We start from the raw sequence: 24,567 nt of genomic DNA on the forward strand, positions 1-24,567 counted from the left end.
AAACGCGTTCTATCGACAAATCGGCTATTTGCTGTTAGAATAGCAGGCACAGGTCTGATTTTTAGTATATAGAGAGAAATGCAAACAGAAGGGTGTGTTGATCCTTGGAAGGTCAGCCGGTTAAAGGAAAAATGTCGGTAAAAACTTTTGTCAATAACATTCTGGTCGGACACGCGATCGGAATCGTTGCCGGACTGGTTCCATCAGCTCTCCTCGGAGAAATCTGTAAGGCACTGCAGAACCAGTTTCCGGTGTTCGGTACGATTTATCAGCTGGTGACGGCCTATATGATTGCCGTACCGCTCCTGATTGGCGCGGCCTGCGCCTTTAAATTCGGGATGAAGCCGATCCCGATGGTCTGTGCTGCTGCCGCAGCCTTCATAGGATCAGGCGCACTGGAATTTACGGCGGATGGGGTTCTGGTTCACGGCATGGGCGACCTGGTCAATACACTGGTCACAATCAGTCTGACCTGCGGGCTGATTCTGCTCATCGACGGAAGACTGGGCTCGTTCGAACCACTGCTTATGCCGCCGATTGTCAGCGTCATCGGCGGAGGGATGGGCATGATTGCCTATCCTTTTGTTCATGCGATTACAGTCGGTATCGGCCGGGTGGTTGACAGTTTTTTCGTCCTGCAGCCGATCCCGATGGCCATTCTGGTCGCCGCCAGTTTCTCAGTGATTATGATTTCACCGGTTTCGACGGTCGCAATCGCTACAGCGATCAGTATGAGTGACCTTGCTTCAGGTGCCGGCAACCTCGGCTGTGTGGCGGCAGCGGTCGGGATGTTTGTCGGTGGCCTGCGTATCAATCCGATGGGTCTGTCCCTCTCAATTATCCTCGGTACACCGAAAATCATGATCGGCGCGCTGGTCCGTAATCCAAGGATCGCCATACCGATCATGCTGAATGCGGCGGTGCTGGGTATTTTCGGCGTCCTGTTCGACATCAAGGGCACGCCGATCAGTGCCGGATTTGGATTTTCCGGCCTTGTCGGACCGATTAATGCGATCCAGTTTATGGAGGGGGGGGCGACAGCGGTCAATTTTCTGATCCTGGTTCTGGTTTACCTGGTCATTGCTTTTGCCGGCGGTTTCTTTTTTGAATGGTTCTGTCGCCGCGTGCTTCACCTCTATAAAGCGGAGGATTACGGCGCAGATGCGTAAATAGAACGAAATACAGGTCATGGCAGGAACCGGAGGAGTGACGCTCTGGTTCTTATTTTTTGTCTATTTATCGAACAAGTATTCAGCAGGGTACATTTTTTTTACTTAACACATTGTTAATTATTGAATGATTTTTATATTTCTGTATAATTGTGGATATAAGAGATTCCTCATAGATCTGTCGACTCATAAGCAATCCTCAGTTATTGCTTCCAGAACCCCCTTCCCGTTCGCATTTCAGAACAATCAGTAAACACATGGCAAACTAAAAAAGTATAAAGGAGCTGTAAAGATGATGGAAACACTGAATCAGTATATCATTAGAAGAGAAACAATGGCCCTGTTGCCACTTGATGCTGAGGATGGCAGTCTGCACACCATCGTTGTGGAAGAGGGCAGGATGCTTGAAGTTTTACTTTCACCTCTTAAAATTGTCCAGAATTCATGCAACTATTTCGGATCCACCTATAAAGGAAGAAAGAAAGGGGCAGCCTGTCTGGGCTTCAGGAGTATGCCGCCCATCTGCATCTGCAATGAACTGGGCATCTATTTCTATCCCTTAATGTCTGAGTCCCAGCGCGGCTGCATCTGGATCGGGCATTCCCATGTGAACAACTGGGAAGACGGCGGGCAAAAAGATGTTCTCGTACATATGACCCATGATCAGAGCCTGAGGCTGCCGGTACCCGTCAGTGTGTTCCGAAATAAAACGATGCGAACCACACAATTCCGGCATCAGATAAGACTGCGTATCTCGCCCTATCAGATGATGGAAACCGGTGCATTAGTCAGAGAGGACGGGCCGCAGCTTCATATACAGTTCAATGAAAGAGGGACCTTTTCACTGAAGACAGATCAGGAGATGCAAATGAGATAAGTACCTGCCTGTCTTATCGCGCCCTGAAGATTCTGGGCGGGACATCCGGTCGCTGTTTTCTGTTGATCATTCGCCTGGTACCTCGGATACTGAATAAACAGAAGTCGCAATTTTATTGATTGCAGCGTACTTCTTCGCTAGTATAATAGATGTAGCAAAAAAGAACCGGGCGAACCGCCATCTACAGGAGACAACAGAATGAACAGGAAACATAAACTCAGAGCCACTTTTGCGGACCGGCTGATGAAGAGCGTCAATCATAGACGGACAGCACTGGCCATGTCGCTGGCCGCTGCTTTATTTTTATTCATTAGTGTGATTGGCGCATTTTATGACCCAACATCGCTTTTCCTCGGCCTATTGCTCCAGCTTCAGATGATCATTACCATTTATCTGACACTTCGCTATTATTTCTACGGCTATATTCTTGCTGTATCACTGAATCTCATTGGATTGGCATTCATAGTCCGGCAGTATGATGCCGGTGCCGGATATGCAGAATTCCAGGGCCTGTTCTATGTCGATATCATGATCGCACTCTCAATCATTGCCCTGTATGCGCTGCGCAATCAAAAAAATTTTAAAGAAGTGCTGCGGCAGAAGGAACAGGTTTCAAAGGCCTATTATCAGGCAGCTGTATCCGAGGAAAAGCTTTATCAGAAAAATAAGCAATTGGAGCAATCCAATCAGATTATCGAAAGAGATCGAAAGCAGATTTATGAGCTGGCTTATATTGATCCGCTTTCCGGACTCCCTAATCGACGGAAATTTCAGCAATTTCTGAAAACGGCATCTGTTAACGCCCTTCGAGATGGACAGCCTTTTTCACTTGTTTTCATGGATTTTGACAATTTTAAGCAGGTGAATGATACGATGGGGCACCACACCGGAGATGAACTGATCCGTAAGGCCGCACAGTATCTGAAGGAATGGGCCCATCCTGCCGATGTCCTGGCACATATCGGAGGGGATGAATTCACTCTGATGATTTTGCGTCCTCTGGAACGGCCGGCGATCGCCGCCTATCTGGGGAAGATGACAGAGAAATTAAATCAACCCATGGTTCTTGGTGACAAAAAAGTCGTTGTCACCGCCTGTTTTGGCGTAACCACCTTTCTGAAAGATACGGGCAGTACTGTGGATTTGCTGAAATTCGCGGATACGGCGATGTATCAGGCGAAAGCAGGCGGAAAGAACAGGATCTGTTTCTTTGAAAAGAGCCTGTTCAACGAGTTAATCACCGATGCCAGGCTGGAGCAGGAACTTCGAAAAGCGCTGATCAATCAGGAACTTTTTCTGGTTTTTCAGCCGCAGTATTTTGTCCCCGACGGCCGTCTCCGGGGTTTTGAAACCCTCATTCGCTGGCAGTCGTCAGAATTCGGCCTGGTGTCGCCGGCCCGTTTTATCCCGATTGCTGAACATAACGGTCAGATTGTCGAAATCGGGAAATGGATCATGCGTGAAACCTTCCGGACGTTTAAGCTGTATCAGGATCAGCATCTGTTCAGCGGTAAGCTTGCCGTAAATGTTTCAGCGGTCCAGGCGATGGCACCCGATTTCGTCACGACGGTCAGAGATTTGCTGCGGGAAAGCGGATTTGACCCGACTCAGCTGGAGTTTGAGATCACAGAAACGGCTTTTGATGCTCGGCTGGAACGTGTGCGTCATGTGATCTCTGAACTCAGAAGCATGGGGGCATCCGTGGCGCTGGACGACTTCGGCACCGGCTATTCCTCACTGAATTACCTGCAGAAGCTGCCCTTTGATCTGGTTAAAATCGACAAGGCATTTATTGACAAAATTCATACAGATCTGAAGAGCAATCAGTTTGTCAGCACGATCATTTCCATGCTGCATCAGATGAATCTGCCGGTCCTTGCAGAAGGGGTAGAAACAGGCGAGCAGAATGCTTTTCTCGATCTGAATCACTGCGATATTATCCAGGGCTACTTGTACGGTCGGCCGATGCGGATGAAAGAGGTGGATACCCTGCTGAGGAAAGGATCGCCTGAAACCGGCCATCAACAGTAATCCGCCCGGGTATGCATGTCTGACATCTGATTACGGGAAGAATAATGATGTTTCACGACTTCGCCATATTGGCGACGTTTGCAAAGTTATCCCGCAATCAGGTGTTTTGATATACTTGGACTGTAATATAACAGAACAAGAAAAGGAGCATTATTGTATGACAAAACAATTCCTTTTTCTCTCTGATTTTGACGGCACGCTTTCGGAAAAAGATTTCTTCCATGTCATCATTGACACATACTTTCAGAAAGACAGCGAGAAGCTGTATGCAGACTGGGATCATAAAGTGATGACGGATCTCGAATATCTGAGCCGTATTTTCCAGTCGATCGGGCGGGATGAGGCCGGTATTGATGAAGATATTCTGCGTATTCCGTTCGATCCGAATGCAAAAAAAGTGATTGATCACGTTCAGCGGCTTGGCGGCGATTTCGTTGTCATCAGTGCAGGCACAGATTATTATATCCGGAGAATATTTCAGCATTATGGCATTTCACATGTCCGCATTTTCTCCAATCCCGGGGTTTATGCCAACCGCGGGATCCGGTTGAATGTGGATCCGGCCGGGAAATATTACTCTCCGCTTTATGGAGTTGACAAGGAAAAGATTGCAAGGGATCTGATGCAGGAATATGAAACCGTCTTTTATGCCGGAGACAGTCGTCCGGATCTCGAGGCCGCATTGCTCGCAGATACGGTTTTTGCCAAAGGAAAGCTGCAGCCGCTTCTGGATGAAAAAAAGAAACCGTATGTCGCTATCCGTAATTTTGCGGATGTGGAAGATTATCTGAACCGTCATAAGGAGGTGTTTACTGATGGCAGCCGATAACCATCAGATTGTTGTTCCTACTTTGCTGGATGTTAGAAAAGGGAATATAGGACAGATTGGACGTCTTCTGACGCGCCATGGACTGATGAAGGTCGTGATTTTCTTTGGAGAGGGTCTGACTGATCTGCTTGGAGGGCAGGTGCTAAATTCGCTGAAAGATTACAGCGTGGACTGTCTGAGCACAGAGGAAGTATCCGATATTGATATCGATGCGGTGGTCGACCGGGCATTCCAGCTTCCGGCACAGACAGAGGCCGTTCTTGGCATCGGCGGAGGAAAAGCACTGGATGCGGCAAAATATACGGCACTTCTGCGCAAATGGCCGTTTATCAGTGTCCCCACTTCATCGTCAAATGACGGATTTTCCAGCTCCAACACGTCACTGACGATCCATGGCCGGCGAATTTCCGTGCATGCCAAAATGCCATATGGGATCATTATCGATATTGATGTGATTAAAAAGGCACCAGAACGATTTATCTATTCGGGCGTCGGCGATCTGGTTTCAAAAATTACAGCGGCAGAAGACTGGATATTTGAAGAGAAAAACGGCCGGACAAGGGTTGATGACTGTGCGCTGATGATTTCGAAAAAGGCGGTCAACAGCTTCGTCCGGACGGACTTCGGGACGATTCACGATGATCTGTTTCTTAAGGAACTCGTCGATTCACTGACGATGGCCGGAATTTCTATGGAAATTGCCGGCAGCAGCGCACCGACAAGCGGAAGCGAACATCTGATTTCACATGCGCTTGACCGTTACGCTGAACAACCGCAGCTGCACGGCCTGCAGGTCGGTGTGGCGACATACCTGATGAGCCGTGTGCAGAATCATCGCTATGAGCGGGTAAAGAATGTTCTGACGCGTACCGGTTTTTTTGATTATGCTAAAACGACAGGGATGCGGCTATCTGATTTCGATATGGCGATTGACAAGGCGCCTGAGATCAAACCGATGCGCTGCACGTATCTGCACATCGCGGAATATCGTCAGCTTGCCCATCGCATTTTGCATGAGGACCCGATCCTGCAGGATGTACTGAGCAGATAGGAAAAATCAGGGCAGGCGGCTTTACCCGTCTGATGGTGATTGGCTAGTGCCATGTTAAAAATTTCTGGATTCTGTTCCTGAAGGTTGCGCTGCTCAGGCGTGAAGCCGACGCCGTGATTCCAGAAACGGCGACATCAAACAGACGCTGCCTTTAACAGGGTGGCCAGGATCATTGGCTGTTTTACGGACTTATGCTTGTAACGATCGGAGCTGTTCAGCTCCTTTTTCGTGTCAGGAGAAAGCTTCGGTTACCATGCCGAAAAATGGCAGGAAATGCAAAAGACATGCTCGATCTTCAAAGAGCAGGTATGAGCTTTCCGGGTGACAGTTGCCAGATGATTTATGGCACAGTATAATCGAATCTGTGCCTCTGAAGCAGGTACCATAACGCCGGGGTTTATGCATGAACGGTTTATATTGAGCTTTCAGACTGCTGAATCATTTGAATGATTACGGCGGACAGATTCGTAAGCATTCGGTGATTTTTAGAGCCTGCTGTTGAAGTATGTTTCAGACCTGCTTCGAGCGGCAGGCTTTTTTGTGTGAACAGGGACAGGAGAGATCGATTTGAAATGGAGCGACTGGGATATTAATCTCAAAGTTCGTTTAATAGGTGAAGGAACTTTTAATCTACTTTTCTGGATGTTCTTTCCTTTTATGGCTATTTACTTTTCTAATCATTTCGGGCAGGAGACGGCCGGGTTGCTGTTGATTCTGTCACAGTTTATCGGGACAGTGATCGGTCTGTTCGGCGGGTACTGTGCTGATCATTTTGGCAGAAAAAAGATGATGGTTTTTTCCGGAGCCGGCCAGGCAGTGTGCTTTATTTTCTTTGCGCTGGCTAACTCTCCCTGGATGGAGTCACCGTTTCTGACCTTTATCAGCTTTTCACTGCTCGGTCTGTTCGGACAGCTGTACTGGCCGGCGAGCAGTGCGATGATCGCGGATGTCGTTCCTGAAAAGCACCGGCCGGGTGTCTTTGCTATATTTTATACGTCAATCAATATCTCGGTGGTGATTGGTCCGCTGCTCGGAGGCTTCTTTTTTTTCAAACACCGGTTCGCCCTGCTTGTTGCCTGCACCATCGTCAGTTTTATCCTGCTTCAGGCGCTGAGAGTGTGGATTCACGAGACAGTCCCGCAGTCGGCTGCTGCATGTAAAAAAGAAAACGGATCATCTGGATGGATTTCCTTTCTAAAAAATCAGTTTCGGGATTATGGTGTGATTCTCAGAGATCGTATTTTCCTGCTCTATATTCTGGCCGGTGTGCTGGTGGCACAGACTTTCATGCAACTTGATATGTTGATCGCCGTCTATACTTCTGACAAGGTGCCGGATCAGACACTTTTGTCCTTTGATGGGTGGTCTTTCACCGCCTCAGGTCATCAGCTGTTCAGCCTGATGGTTTCGATGAACGGACTCTGTGTAGCCCTTTTCACCGTGCTGGTCACAAAATGGATGGCGCGATACAGGGAAGGCGGAGTATTCATGATTTCTTCCCTGTGCTATGGTGTGGCGATGATTTTAATGGGATCGACAGTAAATGCGTGGTTGCTGCTTTTTGGTATTGTGCTGTTCTCATGGGCGGAACTGATGACAGTCGGGGTTCAGGACAGTTTTGTTGCGAAACTGTCACCGCCTGAATTACGCGGACAGTATTTTGCCACATCCGGGCTGCGTTTCTCACTTGGCCGGACGATCGCCCCGATTGCTATTCCGATGACCGTCTGGTTTGGTTATCCAGCAACCTTTATCATTTTGGCTGCGGTGGCGTTTCTTGGCATGATGCTCTATGGGGTTCTCTTTGCGATGTTTTACCGGAGAGAGAAAGTATCCTTAGCATCGAAAAATGTGTAATGAATGATTAAGGGAGCTTCTCCTGATACCAGGAGAAGCTCCCTTTATTTATTATGGAAAGTGGATGTCAAGGTGAAAGACCCACGGCGGTGGGTAGTCAGAATGCTGGCTTATCTAACGGGGGGCGAGGAATTCAGCCGGTTACCACTGTATATCAGCCGATTGCCCGGATAATTCAGCGGGGTTCCCGGATATTCCAGCCGGTTTACCCCTTATTTCAGCCGGGGGCGAGGAATTCAGCCAGATGCCACTGTTTATCAGCCGATTCCTCGGATAATTCAGCGGGGTTCCCGGATAATTCAGCCGGATGACGCCATAATTCAGCCGGGGGCGAGGAATTCAGCCAGATGCCACAGTTTATCAGCCGGTTGCCCGGATAATTCAGCGGGGTTCCCGGATAATTCAGCCGGATGACGCCATAATTCAGCCGGGGTCAGGAATTCAGCCGGTCCCCCGGATAATTCAGCGGGGTTCCTGGATAATTCAGCCGGTCCCCCGGATAATTCAGCGGGGTTCCTGGATAATTCAGCCGGTCCCCCGGATAATTCAGCGGGGTTCCTGGATAATTCAGCCGGTTCCCCAGATAATTCAGCGGGACTCCGGAATAAATCAGCGGGGTTACGCCTTATTTCAGCCGGGGAATAGAATTCAGCCGGATTACACCATAATTCAGCCGGTCTCACAGATAATTCAGCAAGGATCCCGGATATATCAGCGGGGTTACGCCTTATTTCAGCCGGGAAAATGGAATTCAGCCAGTTACACTGGTTTATCAGCCGGTTCCCCAAATAATTCAGCGGGCCCCCCAATATTTCAGCCGGATAATGGGGAATTCACCCACTCTGCCGGCTAACTGGACCCGGACTGCGCGGGTCAGCCTACCGCTTGTTCCGATAAAGATACATTGTGATCGGTGCAAAAATCAGAACAAGGATTGCAGAAGACAGCAGCACCCAGACGATGTCTGCGGAAGCTGCGCGCCCCTGCATCAGCCCGCGCGCGGCGGTGGTCAGAAGCGAGACGGGGTTGACGTCGACAAAAGCGCGGAGCCAGTCGGGCATCGTCGAGGGGTCGACAAAAATATTGCTGGCGAAGGTCACCGGAAAAAGCAGGGTCATACTGATCCCCATGACGGAGTTTGGTGTCCTCAGAATCAGCCCCAGTACAGTGAACACCCATGAAAGACTGAACGAGAAAATCAGAACCAGTATAATGGCAAGAATAACGCCGATCAGTCCGCCTTCCGGGCGAAAGCCGAGAATCAAACCAAGCAGCATAACAATCACCGAAGCTATCGTATAACGGAACGTATCGGCCAGCAACATGCCGACGAGCGGGGACGGACCCCAGACTGGCAGCGAACGAAACCGGTCGAAAATCCCTTTGGATATGTCCGTGTTCAGTGTGACCCCGGTATAGACTGTCGTAAAAACGACGGTCTGGACGAGAATGCCCGGGAGCAGAAATTTCAGATATTCGCTCGTTGATCCGGCGAGCGCCCCGCCAAACAGATACGTGAACATCAGCGTAAACATCACGGGGAAAAAGGTGACGTCCAGCAGCTGCTCGGGAACATATTTGATTTTCAGCAGAGCACGCCACGTGAATGTCAGCGATGCGGACAGGGCGCCGGCACGCGGCGGGCGCGTCTGTCCGGAAAAGGCCTCTTGAAGCCGGGATAATTTTTCCTGTGCGTCATTTGTTGTCATGCCTGTACCTCCGCTGTCTCTTTTTCATCCTCCGCCGGCCGACCGGTCAATGTCAGGAATACTTCGTCCAGACTGGGCTGCCCGAGCGAGAAACTGTTGATACGGATCCCCGCCTGACTTAGAGCAGTGAGTGCCTCCGGTGCGCGTTCCGGATGGTTCATTCGCGCGGACAGGGCGGCAGGGTCGGAAGCAAGCTGAACCGGTACGTCCAGATGCTCCGTTAACAGACGCTGCGCCTCCGGTCTTTCATCTGCACTGCTCAGCCGGACATGAAGCACACCGGAACCGATCGATGCTTTCAGCTCACTGCTAGTTCCCTCTGCAATAATCCGCCCCTGATCAATCACGGCGATCCGGTCTGCCAGCTGATCGGCTTCCTCCAGATACTGTGTCGTCAGGAGCACGGTCGTTCCGGTTGAAACAAGGGCACGGACGATATCCCAGATCTGATTGCGGCTGCGCGGGTCAAGGCCTGTCGTCGGCTCATCCAGAAACAAGAGATCCGGCCGGACGACGATACTTGCGGCAATATCGATCCGTCGTCTCATCCCGCCTGAATATTTTTTGACCTGCCGTTTCGCCGCTTCCTCAAGTCCAAAGGCGCCGAGCAGTTCATCGGCCCTGATTCCGGCTTTTTTCCGGGAATAACCCATCAGACGGGCAATCAGAATCAGGTTTTCTTTTCCGGAAAGGTCTTCGTCGACCGAGGCAAACTGTCCGGTCAGACTGACCCGGCGGCGCACGGAATCCGGTTCAGTCACAAGATCATGGCCGAGAATTTTTGCTGATCCTCCATCCGGCTTCAGCAGGGTCGACAGCATACGGATTGTCGTCGTTTTGCCTGCACCGTTCGGACCAAGAAAACCGTAGACAATCCCGCGCGGAATGGCCAGGTCCACCCCGTCAACAGCCCGGTGTTTACCAAATATTTTCACTAGTCCCGAGGCCCTGACAGCCAGTTCTTCTTCAGTGTAGTGATCCAAATCATTTTCCTCCGATGATTTATAGATTTGCTTTTTGTCCATTATGTGTCAATTATACGAAACCTTTTATATATTCACAAACGAGAAGAAGCAGAATTCGTAATAAAACAGAAAAATCAAATAAATAAGGGAATATTTATCTATTATTTATAAAAAAATGTCACATAATTACAAACAAAGTAGATTCAAATATGTTATAATGAATATGTTGAAAAAGCGCTTACATTAATAACGGTGAGCTTACATTAATATTAGTGATTGGATGCGATAGACATGTATTTAGGCGGTATTGAAGCAGGCGGCACGAAATTTGTCTGTGCCGTCGGAGATGATCAGGGCACCGTTTTTGCCAAAGAAAAAATCGAGACAAGGGATCCGGAATATACCATGAGCCGGGTGATCAGTTTTTTTAAAAATTTCAAGATCGAATCACTCGGCATCTGCTCATTTGGACCGGTTGACCTGCACAGGGACAGTGCAACCTATGGATATATTACGTCGACGCCTAAGGCGGGGTGGGCCAATTACCCGTTTGTCCGGACAATGGAAGAGGCACTGCATGTTCCCGCCGGATTTACGACAGATGTGAACGGAGCGGCACTGGGTGAATTGGCATGCGGCGCCGCGAAAGGACTTGACGGCTGCCTGTATATCACCGTAGGTACAGGTATCGGGGCCGGGCTGATTACGGAAAACCGGCTGCTCAATGGGGTGACGCACCCGGAGATGGGCCATATTCTCCCGCGGCGTTACCGGGGCGATGACTTTGAAGGGATCTGCCCGTATCACAGGGATTGCCTGGAAGGGCTTGCTTCCGGCCCGGCACTCAAGGCACACTGGGGGCGTCCGGCTGCCGAACTGCCGGCCAATCACGAAGCCTGGACGATCGAAGCAGATTATCTGGCACAGGCACTGATGCAATACGTGCTGATTGTGTCACCGAAACGGATCGTCATGGGCGGGGGTGTGATGAAGCAGAAGCAGCTCTTTCCAATGATTCGGAGGAGGCTGCAGGAACTGCTTGCCGGTTACATTGTCGCTCCTGAAGTAAAAGAAAATATTAATGATTATGTGGTTCCGCCTGCGCTCGGTGATAATGCCGGAATAACCGGTGCGCTGATTCTTGCCAGGCAGGCCCTTGATGAAAAAAAGTCGGATAAAAAATACGCGTAATCTGAAGTACGATGTTCAGGGTGCGCTTCCATTTTGGGAGCGCACCCTGTGCTATTTACACATGACAACTCAGTGGACCCCGGACCACTCAGCGGTAAATTCGGGTTCATCGTAGGCGAAGTAACGGTTCAGATACGTCATTTTGTCATCCTGAAAAAGCTGACCGGCAATATCTTTTACAATTGCCGGCAGGCTGTATTTCATGCCTGAGAGAGCGGAAGCCGACAGGCCGCAGCTGATCATGCCTGAATAATTATAGGCATAAAGACCGTGGAGCTGCTTTTTTCCGGCTTCATCGCGGCTCTGATAGCCAAACCCCGGACTCAGGCAGGGATGAGCATCAAGAATCGGATTGGCGATTTCCTCCGGTGCGCGGTAGCGGTCGCCCCATCGGGCAATATGTTTTTCAACCAGACGGAGTTCCGGCCTGAGCGCCGGATCCGTGCGCAGGCCGGTGCTGATGATGAGAAAATCAAAGGTGAACGTCTGATCAGGCGTGGTCACAGCGGCGAGTCCGCCCTTTTCCGTCACGCCGAGCCAGGGGGAGTGAAGGTGCAGGTGGAATCCCGGGTGGGAAGAAGCCCGTCTGAACATGTCATTAGTCGGTGGCTGATTCAGTTTGAAAAAGTGAGCCATCACGGCATATTTTTCTGCCTCGGTCAGTCTCTGAAAATGTTCGATCAGGCCGGATGGTTCCATTTGCCGGATCGGGTTAACCCGGGGCAGTTTTTTACGTCTGACAAAGATGTGGACCTCCGCGGCGCCTTCTTTTAATGCAAAATCGGCGTTGTCAAACGCAGAAGCTCCGCCACCGAGGACCGCTATTTTTTTCCCTTTCAGCCGGTCAAAAGAAATGTTTTCTGATGTATGCGCGTAGAGCCGGTGCGGCAGATTTTCCGTGACGACCGGCGGCGTATACCAGGTCCCGCCCCCCTGTATGCCGGTGGCGAGGACGACCTTCCGGGCCAGAAGGTGGTCTGTCGAAGCACCGGCGCCTGAAACATGCAGACGGAACAGATCCTCTGAAAGCGGTTCGACCAGATCGAGATGCACCTGATTCTTAACCGGGAGGCTGAGTACGTTCCGGTACCAGCGCAGATAACGCATCCAGTCCTCGCGGGGAATTTTGTCCAGTGCGTCCCAGTTCTCCGCGCCATACTGAGCCACCCACCAGGCATGGAAAGTCAGGGACGGGATGCCAAAATCGACTGGAGTCAGTCCTTTCGGCGTACGCAGGGTCGCCATCCGCGCATAGGTCACCCATGGGCCTTCACGGCCTTCTGCGTTTTCATCAAGCACCAGAATATTGAAGATCCGCTCGCGCATCAGTCCGAAGGCAATACCGAGCCCGCACTGCCCGCCGCCGATAATGACGGTATCGTAGACATGTCCCTCCGGATGGTGAAGCGGGCGAACCCAACTTTTACGATTAAAATCAAGAAATGAAAGATCCTGTTTCACGCGTTCATTCAAAGTTGCGAGGGCCATTGTCCTGCCTCCCTTTTAGTCGGCCTGTTTCATTATATGACATCATCTGTTATTTATATTAACGTCATTCTGCCATGACTTCAATTGTAAAATATCTAAATTTTCTTTAGGACATTGGGCAGATTCAACAGATATGGATTGTATCGCCCGGAATGGTCTATCGCAATGTCTGATTTTTGCAGTATAATAGATAAAAATGAAATTTCTGAAACAGGAAACGGGAGGCGGTCCGGATGAAAAAGGATTACGGCGCGTTTATTGAAGATCAGATGAATCTGGCACCGACCGGGAACGGAGATCTTCGCGGCCGGTCATTTGCTGTAAAAGATATATTTGCAATAAAGGATCACGTCTCAAGTGCCGGAAATCCGGACTGGCTGAAGACGCACCAGGCAGCCGAAGCCGATGCCCCGGCCGTTGCCGTACTGAGGAAAAACGGAGCCCTGCTGCGCGGCGTCACGGTGACCGATGAGCTGATGTACAGTCTGAAGGGGGACAATATTCACTTTCCACCGACCATTAATCCGGCCGTCCCCGATGCGTTCACGGGCGGATCGTCGAGCGGATCGGCGGCCGCCGTCGCCGGAGGACAGGTTGACTTTGCCATCGGTACCGATACCGGCGGGTCCGTCCGTATTCCATCTGCTTACTGCGGCCTGTTCGGGATTCGTCCGACCCACGGCGCGATATCACTCGAAGGCGTGATTCCGCTTGCCCCTTCTTTCGACACGGTCGGATGGATGGCGCGCTGCGCGAAGGGGCTTGAAAATATCGGCTCCTGCCTGCTTCCGGAACAGCCGCTTCATTCTTACACTCGGTTTTATATGCTTCAGGAAGCCTGGGATCTGATCCGTGATCCATCCGTCAGGGAAACGCTGATGGATTTTATCAGAAAAACCTGCCCCGCTATGACGACCCAACCGGTTCCATTGCCTGTTTCATCGCTGCCTGAAATTGCGGAAACCTTCCGGATCATCCAGGGGACAGAGGCGTGGCAGATGCATGGCGCATGGATTGAAAGGACGCACCCGGCCTTCGGGCGCGATATCGCCGGACGTTTTGAAGCGGCGTCACGGATGACAGATCATGCGCCATTTGAAAAAGCCGCCACAGTCAAGGCACAATTCAGTCAGGCGATGGCGCGGATGACACAGGCGAACGGGCTGATTTTGATTCCGACGACTTATGGACCTGCCCCGAAACGGGCGGCTTCGTTTGAAGAAAGTGAACGTGTGCGGTCGCGGACGATGCAGCTGACCTGCATTGCCGGTGTTTCCGGCCTGCCTCAGGTGACGGTACCCGTCCCGCATCCGGACGGACCGATTGGTTTGTCCTTTATTTCGGGACGGGGGACGGACCGGCAGCTGCTCAGATGGGCAGCTGCACACTTTGCCGGCACGGAAGGCGGATAAACAATAACTACGGGAGTGCTTTAATGATGAAAGTCTCCGATTTATTTCACTATCCGGCGTTCAGTGATTTCCGACTTCTGGCCGGAAAGGACGGAACAGGCCGGGAAATACGGAATGTCAACATGATGGATGCCCCGGATATCATCGACTATCTGAAGCCGGATGACTGGCTGATTACGACCGGCTATCATTTGCAGGATAATCCGGAGTTCTTCTGCCGTCTGGTGGCCCGGATGGCGGAGAAGAGCTGTGCAGCACTCGGGATTAAGACCCGCCGCTTCATCCACGGCGTACCGGCTGAAGTGATTCGGCTCGCCGATCGGTTGTCTTTTCCGCTGATTGACCTGCCCAACAGCCTTGCGCTTGTGGATATTGCCAATCAGACCCTGTCCACGATTCTTGATGCCCGGACGAAGGAACTGCAGTTCGCGATTGACACCCATCAGCAGTTTACCAAACATATTATGCGCGGAGAGGGTATCGACCGCCTGCTCAAAAGGCTGGCCGAACTGATCGGTGCCCCGGTGATTCTTCTGGATTCCTGGTCCAAAGTGATTACTTCCTCAGGCGCGGCGTCTGAGCCTGATTTTCTTTCCCGGCTCGGAAAAATGGGTCAGGTATTTTTTCAGATGAAGTCGCGTGTCACGTCGTTTTCCTTTATTGCGACACGGGAAACCTGTTCTCTATTTACACTCTATACATATAAGCGGAAAAGGTTTTTTCTTTTGATCCGCAGATGGGTACCCTCCACTGAACGGCTGATTACGCTGACGATCGAACAGGCGTCGAATGTGATTGCCTTCGAGCTGATGAAAGACGAGGCTCTGAAACAGACCGACCGAAAAGTTCGTGACGCCTTTTTTGCCAATCTGGTCAGCCGGTCATTTGCGACGGCTGAAGAAGCAGAGGGTCGGGCGAAGGAATTCGGGCTGCACCAGGGGCGGCCCTGCGTCTGTGCCGCGGCAGAACTGGATATGGATCAGACGCCGATCAGTTTCACACATTTTCAGATGGAGACAGGTGAAGAGTTTGAATACCTTGAAGGGGAAGTCGGCCATCTGCCGTTTCCGGGCCATTTATTCGTCAGGGATCATACCTGCATCCTGATTATTGAACTCATGATGAACGGGGAGCATGCCATGCGTTTTCTGAAACCGGCCCTCGCCCATATGCAGGAGCAGGTGGCGCGCTTCTTCCCGCATACGCTCTCTTTTGGCCTGAGTAATATTTTTGATGAAGTGGCCGGTATCCCGGAAGCCTTTCAGGAAGCCGTCGATGCCCTTCATGCCGGTATGCAGATGGGGCGAAGCGCGTTTATCCAGAACTATCAGTCCCGGGGCATCGCCGACCTGTTGCGGAGGCTTCCTGAAGAAGATCTCGCCAAACTCTATGAGGAGACGCTTCAGAGTCTCGCTTTTCCGAAGCGGGAGGAGGATCGGGATCTGCTCCATACGCTGTATGTCTATCTGGAGTCAAACTGTCAGATTTCGGAAACAGCGAAGAAGCTCTTTGTTCACCGTAATACGGTCATATACCGAATGGACAAATGTGAACATCTGCTTGGAAAAGATTTGAAGGATCCGGATACCGTCTTTCAGCTGCGTTTTGCGCTGAGGCTGAAGCCGCTTCTTGGATCAAGACGGTGAAAAATACATGACGGAGGCAGCACGATGGATATTACGGCATGCAATCAGATGGATGAAGAGGCGTTTGTCCGGATGCTGGGCGGCGTCTTTGAAAAATCGCCATGGGTGGCGCGGGCGGTTTCAGGGAAAAGGCCTTTTCGCTCAGCAGATGACCTGTTCTCGGCCCTGGCGGCGGCCGTCCGCGGGGCTTCACCGGCCGGGCGCCGGGCACTGATCAACCATCATCCGCGGCTCGGCGGATCCGGCAAGATGACAGCGCAGTCCGTGAATGAGCAGAAAAGGGCCGGCCTCAGTCAGCTGGAGAAAAAAGAAGCGGCGGATATGGCGGCATTAAACGCGGCTTATGAACAGCGTTTCGGTTTTCCATTTATTCTGGCTGTGCGCGGAAAAAAGAAGCAGGAGATTCTGACCGACATGCGACAGCGTCTGACGCACACTCAGGCCGTCGAGTTCACGACTGCTGTTGAAGAAATCATCAAAATCGCCCGTTTCCGTTTTGATGACCTGTTCGATCCGGAGCGGGGTCATACCAGAAACAGGAATGGAGCGTGACAGGCAATGGGAGCATTAACGACACATATTCTCGACCTGACCCGGGGAAAACCGGCAGCGCATGTCCGGATTGACTGTTATGCCTGTGACGGGGCGTCTCTTCGCTTCCTTGGCAGCAGCATGACAAACAGGGACGGACGGCCGGACGTGCCGCTGATCCGATCATTGAAAAAGGGGCGGTATGAGCTGCATGTGCATATTGGCTCATATTTTGGCATCGAGCCGGATCAGACGTTTCTCGATGTACTGACCATCCGATTCACCGTCTCCGATCCGGACCAGAATTTTCATGTCCCGCTGCTTGTTTCCCCATACGGGTACCAGGTGTATCGCGGCAGCTGAGTACAGAAAAAGAGTACGACAGGGATTGCCGTGCTCTTTTTTCATGAAAGATGGCTGAAGCCCATCAGGCGGGCTGCTCATCGTCAATATGCGCCGTGCTCTTTTTTCATGAAAGACGGTCAGGATTTTGCCGCACTGGTTTCCGCGATCACCTGGCCGGAGAGGTCGGTGGATGTCTTCTGTTCAGTGTGGCGGCCGGCATTGAAAATGATATTTAAGATCAGTGCAGTGAGACTGCCGGAGACAATGCCGTTGTTGGTCAGGATCTGAATCAGGCCGGGGAATTTGGCAAACAGATCCGGCTGAACGGTGACGCCGAGTCCGACACCAACGGAACAGGCGACAATCATCAGATTTTCCTGACGTGAAAAATCAACCTTGCCAAGCATCCGCACACCGGAAGCAACCACCATGCCGAACATGGCAAGGGTTGCGCCGCCAATCACTGCATTGGGAATCAGCACGGTCAGCGCACCGATTTTCGGAATCAGCCCGAGCGCAATCAGGGAAATCCCACAGACGATGGCCACGCTCCGGGTCTTTACACGTGTCATCTGAACGAGACCGACATTCTGGGAAAAAGTGGTGTAAGGGAAGGCGTTAAAAAATCCACCAAGGAGAATGGCCAGTCCCTCCGCACGATAGCCCTTCTGCATATCCTTTTCATTGATCGGCTGATCGCAGATCTCACTGAGTGCCAGATAGACGCCTGTGGTTTCAATCATACTGACGATACCGACGATGGACATGGCAAGAATCGCATCAATGTGAAACGTCGGCAGGCCGAAGCTGAACGGTGAGATCAGGCTGAACCAGCCGGCCCCGGAAACGGTAGAAAAATCAACCATGCCCATGAAGGCGGCGACGATGGTTCCGGCAATAATACTGATCAGGATCGACAGGGTCCGCAGAAAGCCTTTGAAAAAGCGGTTCATGAAAATGATCAGGGCAAGTACGCCGAATCCCAGTGTAAGATTCTGAGCACTGCCGAATCCTTCAGCGCCGACTCCGCCGCCAAGGTTGTTGATGGCAACCGGAATCAGTGTAATGCCGATAATCATCACAACCGTACCGACGACAACAGGTGGAAAGAGGTGGACGATTTTTCCGAAAAAGGTGGACATCAGAAGGACAACCAGTCCGGCAACGAGGATCGCTCCGCAGATGCCGGCTATCCCATACGATTTTCCGATGATAATCATCGGGGAAACGGCGGTGAAGGTACACCCCATCACAATCGGCAGTCCGATACCGAAATAACGGTTTTTCCATGCCTGAAGCAAAGTGGCGATACCACAGGCCGCCAGGTCAATCGAGACGAGCAGAGCAAGTTCCGCTCCTTCCAGGCCCACTGAAGCCCCGACAATCAGCGGAACAATGACGGCACCCCCGTACATGGCCAGCATATGCTGGATACCCAGTGAAATAATTCTTCCCGGTTTATCTGTTGTTCCCATATTTTTCACTCCCATTCTTAAACTCTCTTTAAAATCGCAGGATGTCATTTAAAAAATCAGCTTGCTTCATTTTCTGCCTTCAGCGGATTTCCGTTGAACGGCGTATCGCTCATCTTAATCGATTCTGAAGGGCAGCCCTCAAAAGCGTCTTCCACATCATCGAGCAGTTCATCCGGAATTTTTGCCGTTCCCTGATTGAGGTCCAGCAGGACTTCGGATAATCCCTCCTCGTCATATCCGAATACGTCCGGCGCCGCACATCCGCATGCGCCGCAGGCAATACAGGTATCTTTATCAACGATGACGTATTTTGCCAATTCACTCACCTTCTTTTTTCAGATGATCACGGGATCAGCTTGTATACTGTTTGCCGAGTCTTCTAATCTCTGCCATGAAGGGCCTGTTCATCATGATCAGCTTGTATACTGTTTGCCGAGTCCCATCTCTTTCAGCAGTTTACGGTAGGCGATAGACGTTTTGTCGGCCATAATGTGCGCCTCCGCCTGCAGGTCAAGCGGCAGCTCCTCCGGTTTCTGATTTTCTACCATTTCCCGGTCTTCATTGAAGATCCGCAGGTTAAAGGCACAGGCCTCTTCGACCGAAAGATTTTTATCGAAATTCTGGGCGATCGGACAGAAGAGCCGGGTCTTTCTGGCGGAAACCGGACAGACGGCATTCAGAATCCAGAGCCGTTTTCCCCCGGGAAAATGAACAACCAGCCGGGCCGCGAGCGGCGGATAGACGTCATATTCACGCAGCCACTTGAAATCAGCCGGTGACGGATCTTCCATTCCCTTCGGATAATTGCTGACCGTACTCAGATAATCGGTATGAATCCCGTAATCCGTGCGCGTGACCTTGTAACTGGGAACAAAGGCATTATCCCGGTCGGCAAACGTGTCGGTGTGGACCCAGGCAAAGTGTGCGACGTCCAGGAAACCTTCCACCTGACGCCCGGCCGATCCGTTGATATCAATCACCGGTGCGAGGAAGGACAGGTAATCCGGATCCTGCCATACAGGAAGCGGCGGAATCTGTTCATCGGTTCCATTAAGTGTTGTCCAGACCAGTCCGTAGCGTTCGACGACCGGATAGATGGTCAGACAGAGGCGTGGAGAAATTTTCGCACCGGGGTGGGCCGGGATCGAGACGCACCTGCCATCTGCCGCATAGCTGAAGCCGTGATAGGGACAGACGATGTTTTGATTTTCCACCCAGCCCATACTGAGCGGTGTCCCCCGATGGATGCAGAGGTCCCTTGCCACTACGGCTTTCGCACCCGCCCGGTAAACGACGAGCGCCACATCCAGCAGTTTAACCGCGAGCGGCTGATCTGTCACCTCTTCACTTTTTGCTACGGGATACCAGTACTGGGCCAGCACCTTCCAGTCTTCTGGTGTAAATGTGCAATCCGCCGGCAGTGGCGTGCTTCTTTTTACAGACATCATCGCCATATTGGTTCCTCCTTTGCTTCTTGCTTGATTCTTTAAAAGCTTATAACAAATCTGAAAAGAACGAAAATAAAATGTCAGTATATCTGACAAAAACAGGCGATTTTTGTATAGATAGTCTAAAGTTCGAAGTGTTTTTGTATTATTTATCTTAAAAAGTGTAAGTTGGGATAACCGATGCTCAGATGCCCTGTGGATGCCCGGATTTTAGCCATATTAACCAATCCGTCAGCTGAAAATTAGATGAATTGATAATGGTCGGGAAATCATCATTTGCTACAATAAACATGTTTCAATCAGTATATGTCAGGTCATACAACATGAGAAGGTGAGGAATGATGATTGATCAGACCTCAGTGTTAATCAGGGATGAACTCCGTGATTCTATCGAATGGCTGTCCCATTACGGGAAAACGCCGTCCGGCGGCGTCCGGCGTCTGCTTTATGATTCAGCATGGCGCAGGGCCCAGCATGCATTAGCGGAAAAATGGAAGCACATGGGGTTTTCGGTCCGTTTCGATGATGTCGGAAATCTGTTCGGACGTGTCCAGGGAAGAGGGACGGATAAACAGGTGATTTTAACCGGCTCCCATATCGATACCGTGATTGATGGCGGTAAATACGATGGAGCATATGGTATCCTTGCCTCGATGGTTGCTGTCAGCCGTCTTTTAAGGAAATACGGGAATCCGGAAAGATCGATCGAAGTTGTTTCGCTCTGTGAAGAAGAGGGCAGCCGCTTCCCATTGTCTTTCTGGGGATCAGGTAATCTGACAGGAAAGTATCAGCCGGATCTGGCCGGACATATTGTCGATTCGGAGGGGATCTCACTCCTGAAGGCCATGCAGGACGCCGGGTTTGGATCGGGAAAATACAGTCAGCCCGAACGCCGGGATATAGCCTGCTTTCTGGAAACACATATTGAGCAGGGGATGACGATGGAAATCCGGCACCAGGTGTGGGCTCCGGTCAGCTATATCGTCGGTCAGAGGCGTTTTACGATCACGCTCACCGGCGTAAGTAACCATGCCGGCACCACGCCGATGGACAGCCGGCGCGATACACTGGCTGCAGCGGCCCGGATGATTGCCGGAGTCAGCCGGGATGCAGCGGAAATGACGAATGGTCTTGTTGCCACCGTCGGCCGGATTGAGGCGGAACCCAATACGGTCAATGTGATTCCCGGCAGATGCCGCTTTTCACTCGATATCCGTCATCATCAGCAGTCGGTTATTGATCAATTCAGTCGTAAACTGACTCGCTTTTTTAAAAAAACAGCGGAGCAGTGTCATGTGAACATTCAGATGGATCAATGGATGGATGTGTCTCCGGTCAGGCTGGATCCACATCTCCTGGCCTTAAATATGAAGCTGGCGGAAGAAGCCGGCCTCCCCTGTAAGCAGATGGTCAGCGGAGCCGGCCATGATGCGCAGATATTCGGAACGTACTGCCCGACTGCCCTGATGTTCGTTCCGAGCCACAGGGGGATCAGTCACGCTCCGGAAGAATTTACCCGGCCGGAGGATCTGGCGACAGGTGTCGGGATGCTGATGAAATTGCTTTATCAGCTTGCCTGGACATCTGAAAAAAGGGAAGCGAGTGATTCACAATGACGAAAAATCCATCTGAAGCGAGAAATCTGTCGGTGCCTCCGCGCACGATCATGACGCCGGGACCGGTTGAAGTCGACCCGCGCGTGTTGCGTGCGTTATCGATGCCGATTCTCGGACAGTTTGATCCGGCGTTTACACAGATCATGAATGAAGTGATGGAGATGCTGCGCGCGGCGTTTCAGACGAAAAATCACTGGGCCTACCCGATTGACGGGACATCACGTGCAGGTACGGAAGCACTGATTGCCAGTCTGATCGAGCCGGGAGATAAAATGCTTGTTCCAATTTTCGGACGGTTCGGTGATCTGTTTGTCGAGATTGGCGAGCGTTACGGTGCGGAAATTCATACCCTTTCCTGCCCCTGGGGAACCGTCTTTGATCCGGAAAAGGTGATCGCGGAAATAAAAAAGGTGCACCCAAAAGTCGTCACGCTCGTTCATGGCGAAACATCGACAGGACGGATGCAGCCTCTGGCGGAAATCGGCCGTGCCTGCCGCGAAAACAGCGCTTTGCTCATCGTTGATGCGGTCGCCACCTTCTGCGGAGTGGATATCAGAACCGATGAATGGTGCCTTGATGCCGTGATCGGCGGTGCACAGAAGTGCCTGTCGATTCCATCAGGCATTGTGCCGATAACTTATAACGACCGCGTCCGGCAGGTCATTCAGAAAAGGAAGAAAGTGGAGCGCGGGATCGCAACGGCAGCCGACAGACTGGAGGCAGAAGGACATGTGCCGGTTCGAAGTAATTATTTCGATCTCGGTCAGTTGCAGGATTACTGGAGCGAGCGCCGCCTGAACCATCATACGGAGGCGACATCAATGGAATATGCCCTGCATGAAGGACTGAAGCTGGTTCTTGATGAAGGGCTTCAGAACCGTTTTGCCCGGCACCTGCTGAACCAGAAGGCGCTGATTGCCGGCATCCGGGCGATGGGTCTTGAATTGTTCGGCGATCCGGACTGTATCATGCCGACCGTAACCTGCGTGAGCGTGCCGGATGGCGTCCGGGCAGATGAAGTCCGTGAGGTGCTGCTGAACCATTTCGGGATTGAAATTGCTGGATCGTTCGGCGCTCTGCAGGGGAAAATCTGGCGGATCGGCACGATGGGCTACAGCTGCCGGGAAGACCGGGTTCTTTCCGTTCTTGCCGGACTGGAAGCGGCCCTGATTCGCTGCGGTGCGCAGGTGAACCGCGGGGAAGGCGTTCAGGCTGCGATAGACGTTTATACCCGGGAAGCCTCCCTGAAAAAGACTGCCGAATCGCGATGAAGAAGCTGAACTGTCCGGGATATGGAACAGAAAACAGTGAAGGAGGTAAACGTCATGTCTTTTGATCTTTTGATTAAAAATGGGAACGTGGTGCTTTCGGACGGTGTTGTGAAAACCAGTATCGGCATCAGCAAGGGGAAAATCGCGGCCCTCGGTGCACCGGATGCGGAAGCCGGTCAGGTCATTGATGCGGAGGGGATGACCGTACTCCCCGGCATGATCGATGTTCATGTTCATTTTGACGAGCCCGGCCGTACGGAATGGGAAGGCTTTGAGACAGGTTCATCGATGCTTGCCGCAGGCGGATGCACCACCTTTTTCGATATGCCGCTCAACGGTATTCCGTCGACTGTCACCCGACCGGCTTTTGAGGAAAAAGTTCGGATCGGCGAAAATGAATCACATGTGGATTTTGCCCTCTGGGGCGGCCTGGTCCCTGACCATGTTGATGATCTTGAAGGATTAAGCCGCGCCGGTGCCATTGGTTTCAAGGCTTTTATGTCACCTTCAGGCAATCCGGAATTTGAATCGGTTGATGATCTGTCCCTGCTTGCCGGCATGCGCCGGATCGCCTCGCTCGGCGGCATCCTCGCACTGCACGCTGAAAGTGCTCCGATCGTCACCTTTCTGCAAAAGGAAAAAGAGGCACAGGGCCTGACCGGATATGATGATTATGCCGAAAGCCGGCCGCCGGTGGCTGAAGCTGAGGCGGTTTCCCGTGCGTTAATGTTCGGCGAACTGACAGGCTGCCGGCTGCATTTTGTCCATATCAGTACAGTTGAGGCTGTGGCCTGCATTCAAAGAGCGAAGAAAAAGGGTCAGGATGTTTCCCTGGAAACATGTGCCCACTATCTGATGTACAGTCATGAAGATTTTCGCCGGCTGGGTGTCGTGGGAAAATGTGCGCCGCCGCTTCGGTCCGAAGATGAGCGAAAAGGTCTGATTGACTGCCTGATTCGCGGAGACTTGGATATGGTCTCCTCCGATCACTCACCCTGTGAGTGGAAAGACAAAGAGCGGGACAATCTGTTTCAGGCATGGGGCGGGATCAGCGGCGGACAGTTCACTCTGCTCAGTGTGCTTGAGATCGCCAAAGCCCGTCATCTGCCGCTCACACGTGTCGCCGAATGGACAGCTGGAGCTCCTGCTGCCCGCTTTGGGCTGAATGACAAGGGACAGATCCGTATAGGTGCCGATGCGGATCTGGCGATAATCAGGCCGGACGCCCCATTCAGGGTCGAGCGCGAGAAACTCTTTCAGAAAAATAAATTCAGTCTCTATGAGGGACACGAATTTCCTTCCTCTGTCGCTGCCACGATCAACCGCGGCCGGGTTGTCTTCCGAAACGGTAAGATCAGTCAGGCGGCAAAGGGCCGGTGGATTCGGCCGTCTGTGCTGCACCCTGTCAGGTAACCAAAAATCAGACCTGGTTTCGGGAAAATGTCCTGGATCATGACGGAGTAAAAATGAACTATCATCATCTCGTAAAGTCAATGAATGGAGTCCTGGTCGCCAAGGTCAGGACTTTTTTGTTAGATAAATTTACACAGATACGTCGTATTTAGTTAATATGTTGTAAAGGCGGGCAGCACATTGGAATGGGGGAGGGTACGCAGTGAAAATGTGACAACTCAGGCACAGGCTTCTCCATTGGAC

General features: G+C 51.6%; 20 protein-coding genes. 14 read left to right on the forward strand and 6 right to left on the reverse strand.

The window, feature by feature from the left end:
- Nucleotides 1–104: 104 nt before the first annotated feature.
- The 6 genes from EWH91_RS11430 (at nt 105) to EWH91_RS11455 (ending at nt 7,814) form a co-directional block, all read left to right on the forward strand.
- Nucleotides 105–1,169 (forward strand): PTS sugar transporter subunit IIC, encoded by a 1,065-nt coding sequence (locus EWH91_RS11430; protein WP_240697349.1) that lies wholly within the window; start codon nt 105–107, stop codon nt 1,167–1,169.
- A gap of 292 nt (nt 1,170–1,461) precedes the next feature.
- A complete protein-coding gene (locus tag EWH91_RS11435; RefSeq protein WP_129930172.1) occupies nt 1,462–2,046 on the forward strand; it encodes a competence protein ComK in 585 nt (194 codons plus the stop codon).
- Between the two features lie 198 nt (nt 2,047–2,244).
- Nucleotides 2,245–4,077, forward strand: coding sequence for a putative bifunctional diguanylate cyclase/phosphodiesterase (locus EWH91_RS11440; RefSeq protein WP_129930173.1), 1,833 nt, complete (start codon nt 2,245–2,247; stop codon nt 4,075–4,077).
- A 157-nt stretch (nt 4,078–4,234) separates the two neighbouring features.
- Nucleotides 4,235–4,906: an MtnX-like HAD-IB family phosphatase gene (locus EWH91_RS11445; RefSeq protein WP_129930174.1), complete on the forward strand. Its 672-nt coding sequence runs from the start codon at nt 4,235–4,237 to the stop codon at nt 4,904–4,906.
- Nucleotides 4,893–5,957, forward strand: a complete 1,065-nt coding sequence (locus tag EWH91_RS11450; protein ID WP_129930175.1) for an iron-containing alcohol dehydrogenase family protein — start codon at nt 4,893–4,895, stop codon at nt 5,955–5,957. The genes EWH91_RS11445 and EWH91_RS11450 overlap by 14 nt, the downstream gene beginning before the upstream one ends.
- Nucleotides 5,958–6,524: 567 nt before the next feature.
- Nucleotides 6,525–7,814, forward strand: coding sequence for an MDR family MFS transporter (locus EWH91_RS11455; RefSeq protein ID WP_129930176.1), 1,290 nt, complete (start codon nt 6,525–6,527; stop codon nt 7,812–7,814).
- 878 nt (nt 7,815–8,692) lie between these two features.
- Here the strand turns inward: EWH91_RS11455 and EWH91_RS11460 are convergent.
- Together EWH91_RS11460 and EWH91_RS11465 are read right to left on the reverse strand one after the other, a co-directional pair.
- Nucleotides 8,693–9,523 carry an ABC transporter permease gene (locus tag EWH91_RS11460; RefSeq protein ID WP_129930177.1) on the reverse strand — a complete coding sequence of 277 codons (831 nt, stop codon included), beginning with the start codon at nt 9,521–9,523 and terminating at the stop codon, nt 8,693–8,695.
- A complete protein-coding gene (locus EWH91_RS11465; RefSeq protein WP_483315837.1) occupies nt 9,520–10,506 on the reverse strand; it encodes an ATP-binding cassette domain-containing protein in 987 nt (328 codons plus the stop codon). The genes EWH91_RS11460 and EWH91_RS11465 overlap by 4 nt, the downstream gene beginning before the upstream one ends.
- 273 nt (nt 10,507–10,779) lie before the next feature.
- Here EWH91_RS11465 and EWH91_RS11470 point away from each other — a divergent pair, with 273 nt between their 5' ends.
- Entirely contained in the window at nt 10,780–11,679 is a 900-nt protein-coding gene (locus EWH91_RS11470) for an ROK family protein (protein ID WP_129930179.1), read from the forward strand.
- A 69-nt stretch (nt 11,680–11,748) separates the two neighbouring features.
- Here EWH91_RS11470 and EWH91_RS11475 read toward each other — a convergent pair whose 3' ends face one another.
- Nucleotides 11,749–13,167 carry an NAD(P)-binding domain-containing protein gene (locus tag EWH91_RS11475; RefSeq protein WP_129930180.1) on the reverse strand — a complete coding sequence of 473 codons (1,419 nt, stop codon included), beginning with the start codon at nt 13,165–13,167 and terminating at the stop codon, nt 11,749–11,751.
- Nucleotides 13,168–13,400: 233 nt separating this feature from the next.
- On the opposite strand from EWH91_RS11475, the gene EWH91_RS11480 reads away from it, so the two are divergent.
- The 4 genes from EWH91_RS11480 to uraH are packed head-to-tail and all read left to right on the forward strand — an operon-like array spanning nt 13,401 to nt 17,119.
- Nucleotides 13,401–14,579 carry an amidase gene (locus EWH91_RS11480; protein WP_129930181.1) on the forward strand — a complete coding sequence of 393 codons (1,179 nt, stop codon included), beginning with the start codon at nt 13,401–13,403 and terminating at the stop codon, nt 14,577–14,579.
- A gap of 23 nt (nt 14,580–14,602) precedes the next feature.
- On the forward strand, nt 14,603–16,225 hold the full coding sequence (locus EWH91_RS11485) for a PucR family transcriptional regulator (RefSeq protein WP_240697350.1): 1,623 nt from the start codon (nt 14,603–14,605) through the stop codon (nt 16,223–16,225).
- A 24-nt stretch (nt 16,226–16,249) separates the two neighbouring features.
- Nucleotides 16,250–16,777 carry a 2-oxo-4-hydroxy-4-carboxy-5-ureidoimidazoline decarboxylase gene (gene uraD, locus EWH91_RS11490; RefSeq protein ID WP_129930182.1) on the forward strand — a complete coding sequence of 176 codons (528 nt, stop codon included), beginning with the start codon at nt 16,250–16,252 and terminating at the stop codon, nt 16,775–16,777.
- Nucleotides 16,778–16,783: 6 nt separating this feature from the next.
- The gene (gene uraH / locus EWH91_RS11495) at nt 16,784–17,119 is read left to right on the forward strand and encodes a hydroxyisourate hydrolase (protein ID WP_129930183.1); all 336 of its coding nucleotides are present in this window, start codon (nt 16,784–16,786) and stop codon (nt 17,117–17,119) included.
- A 119-nt stretch (nt 17,120–17,238) separates the two neighbouring features.
- Here uraH and EWH91_RS11500 read toward each other — a convergent pair whose 3' ends face one another.
- The 3 genes from EWH91_RS11500 to EWH91_RS11510 all read right to left on the reverse strand — a co-directional run bounded on the left by EWH91_RS11500 (nt 17,239) and on the right by EWH91_RS11510 (nt 20,030).
- A complete protein-coding gene (locus EWH91_RS11500; protein WP_129930184.1) occupies nt 17,239–18,576 on the reverse strand; it encodes a nucleobase:cation symporter-2 family protein in 1,338 nt (445 codons plus the stop codon).
- Between the two features lie 56 nt (nt 18,577–18,632).
- Entirely contained in the window at nt 18,633–18,893 is a 261-nt protein-coding gene (locus EWH91_RS11505) for a ferredoxin (RefSeq protein WP_129930185.1), read from the reverse strand.
- 96 nt (nt 18,894–18,989) lie between these two features.
- Nucleotides 18,990–20,030 (reverse strand): aromatic ring-hydroxylating dioxygenase subunit alpha, encoded by a 1,041-nt coding sequence (locus EWH91_RS11510; protein ID WP_129930186.1) that lies wholly within the window; start codon nt 20,028–20,030, stop codon nt 18,990–18,992.
- A 332-nt stretch (nt 20,031–20,362) separates the two neighbouring features.
- Here EWH91_RS11510 and allC point away from each other — a divergent pair, with 332 nt between their 5' ends.
- From allC to EWH91_RS11525, 3 genes are read left to right on the forward strand one after another with little or no spacing between them, the layout of a single operon-like run.
- Nucleotides 20,363–21,640, forward strand: coding sequence for an allantoate deiminase (gene allC / locus EWH91_RS11515; RefSeq protein ID WP_326407610.1), 1,278 nt, complete (start codon nt 20,363–20,365; stop codon nt 21,638–21,640).
- A complete protein-coding gene (locus EWH91_RS11520) occupies nt 21,637–22,911 on the forward strand; it encodes a pyridoxal-phosphate-dependent aminotransferase family protein (protein ID WP_165364312.1) in 1,275 nt (424 codons plus the stop codon). The genes allC and EWH91_RS11520 overlap by 4 nt, the downstream gene beginning before the upstream one ends.
- A 54-nt stretch (nt 22,912–22,965) precedes the next feature.
- A complete protein-coding gene (locus EWH91_RS11525) occupies nt 22,966–24,324 on the forward strand; it encodes an allantoinase (RefSeq protein ID WP_129930187.1) in 1,359 nt (452 codons plus the stop codon).
- Nucleotides 24,325–24,567: the final 243 nt, after the last annotated feature.

It is taken from the genome of Sporolactobacillus sp. THM19-2 (genome assembly GCF_004153195.1).
Classification (GTDB): domain Bacteria; phylum Bacillota; class Bacilli; order Bacillales; family Sporolactobacillaceae; genus Sporolactobacillus.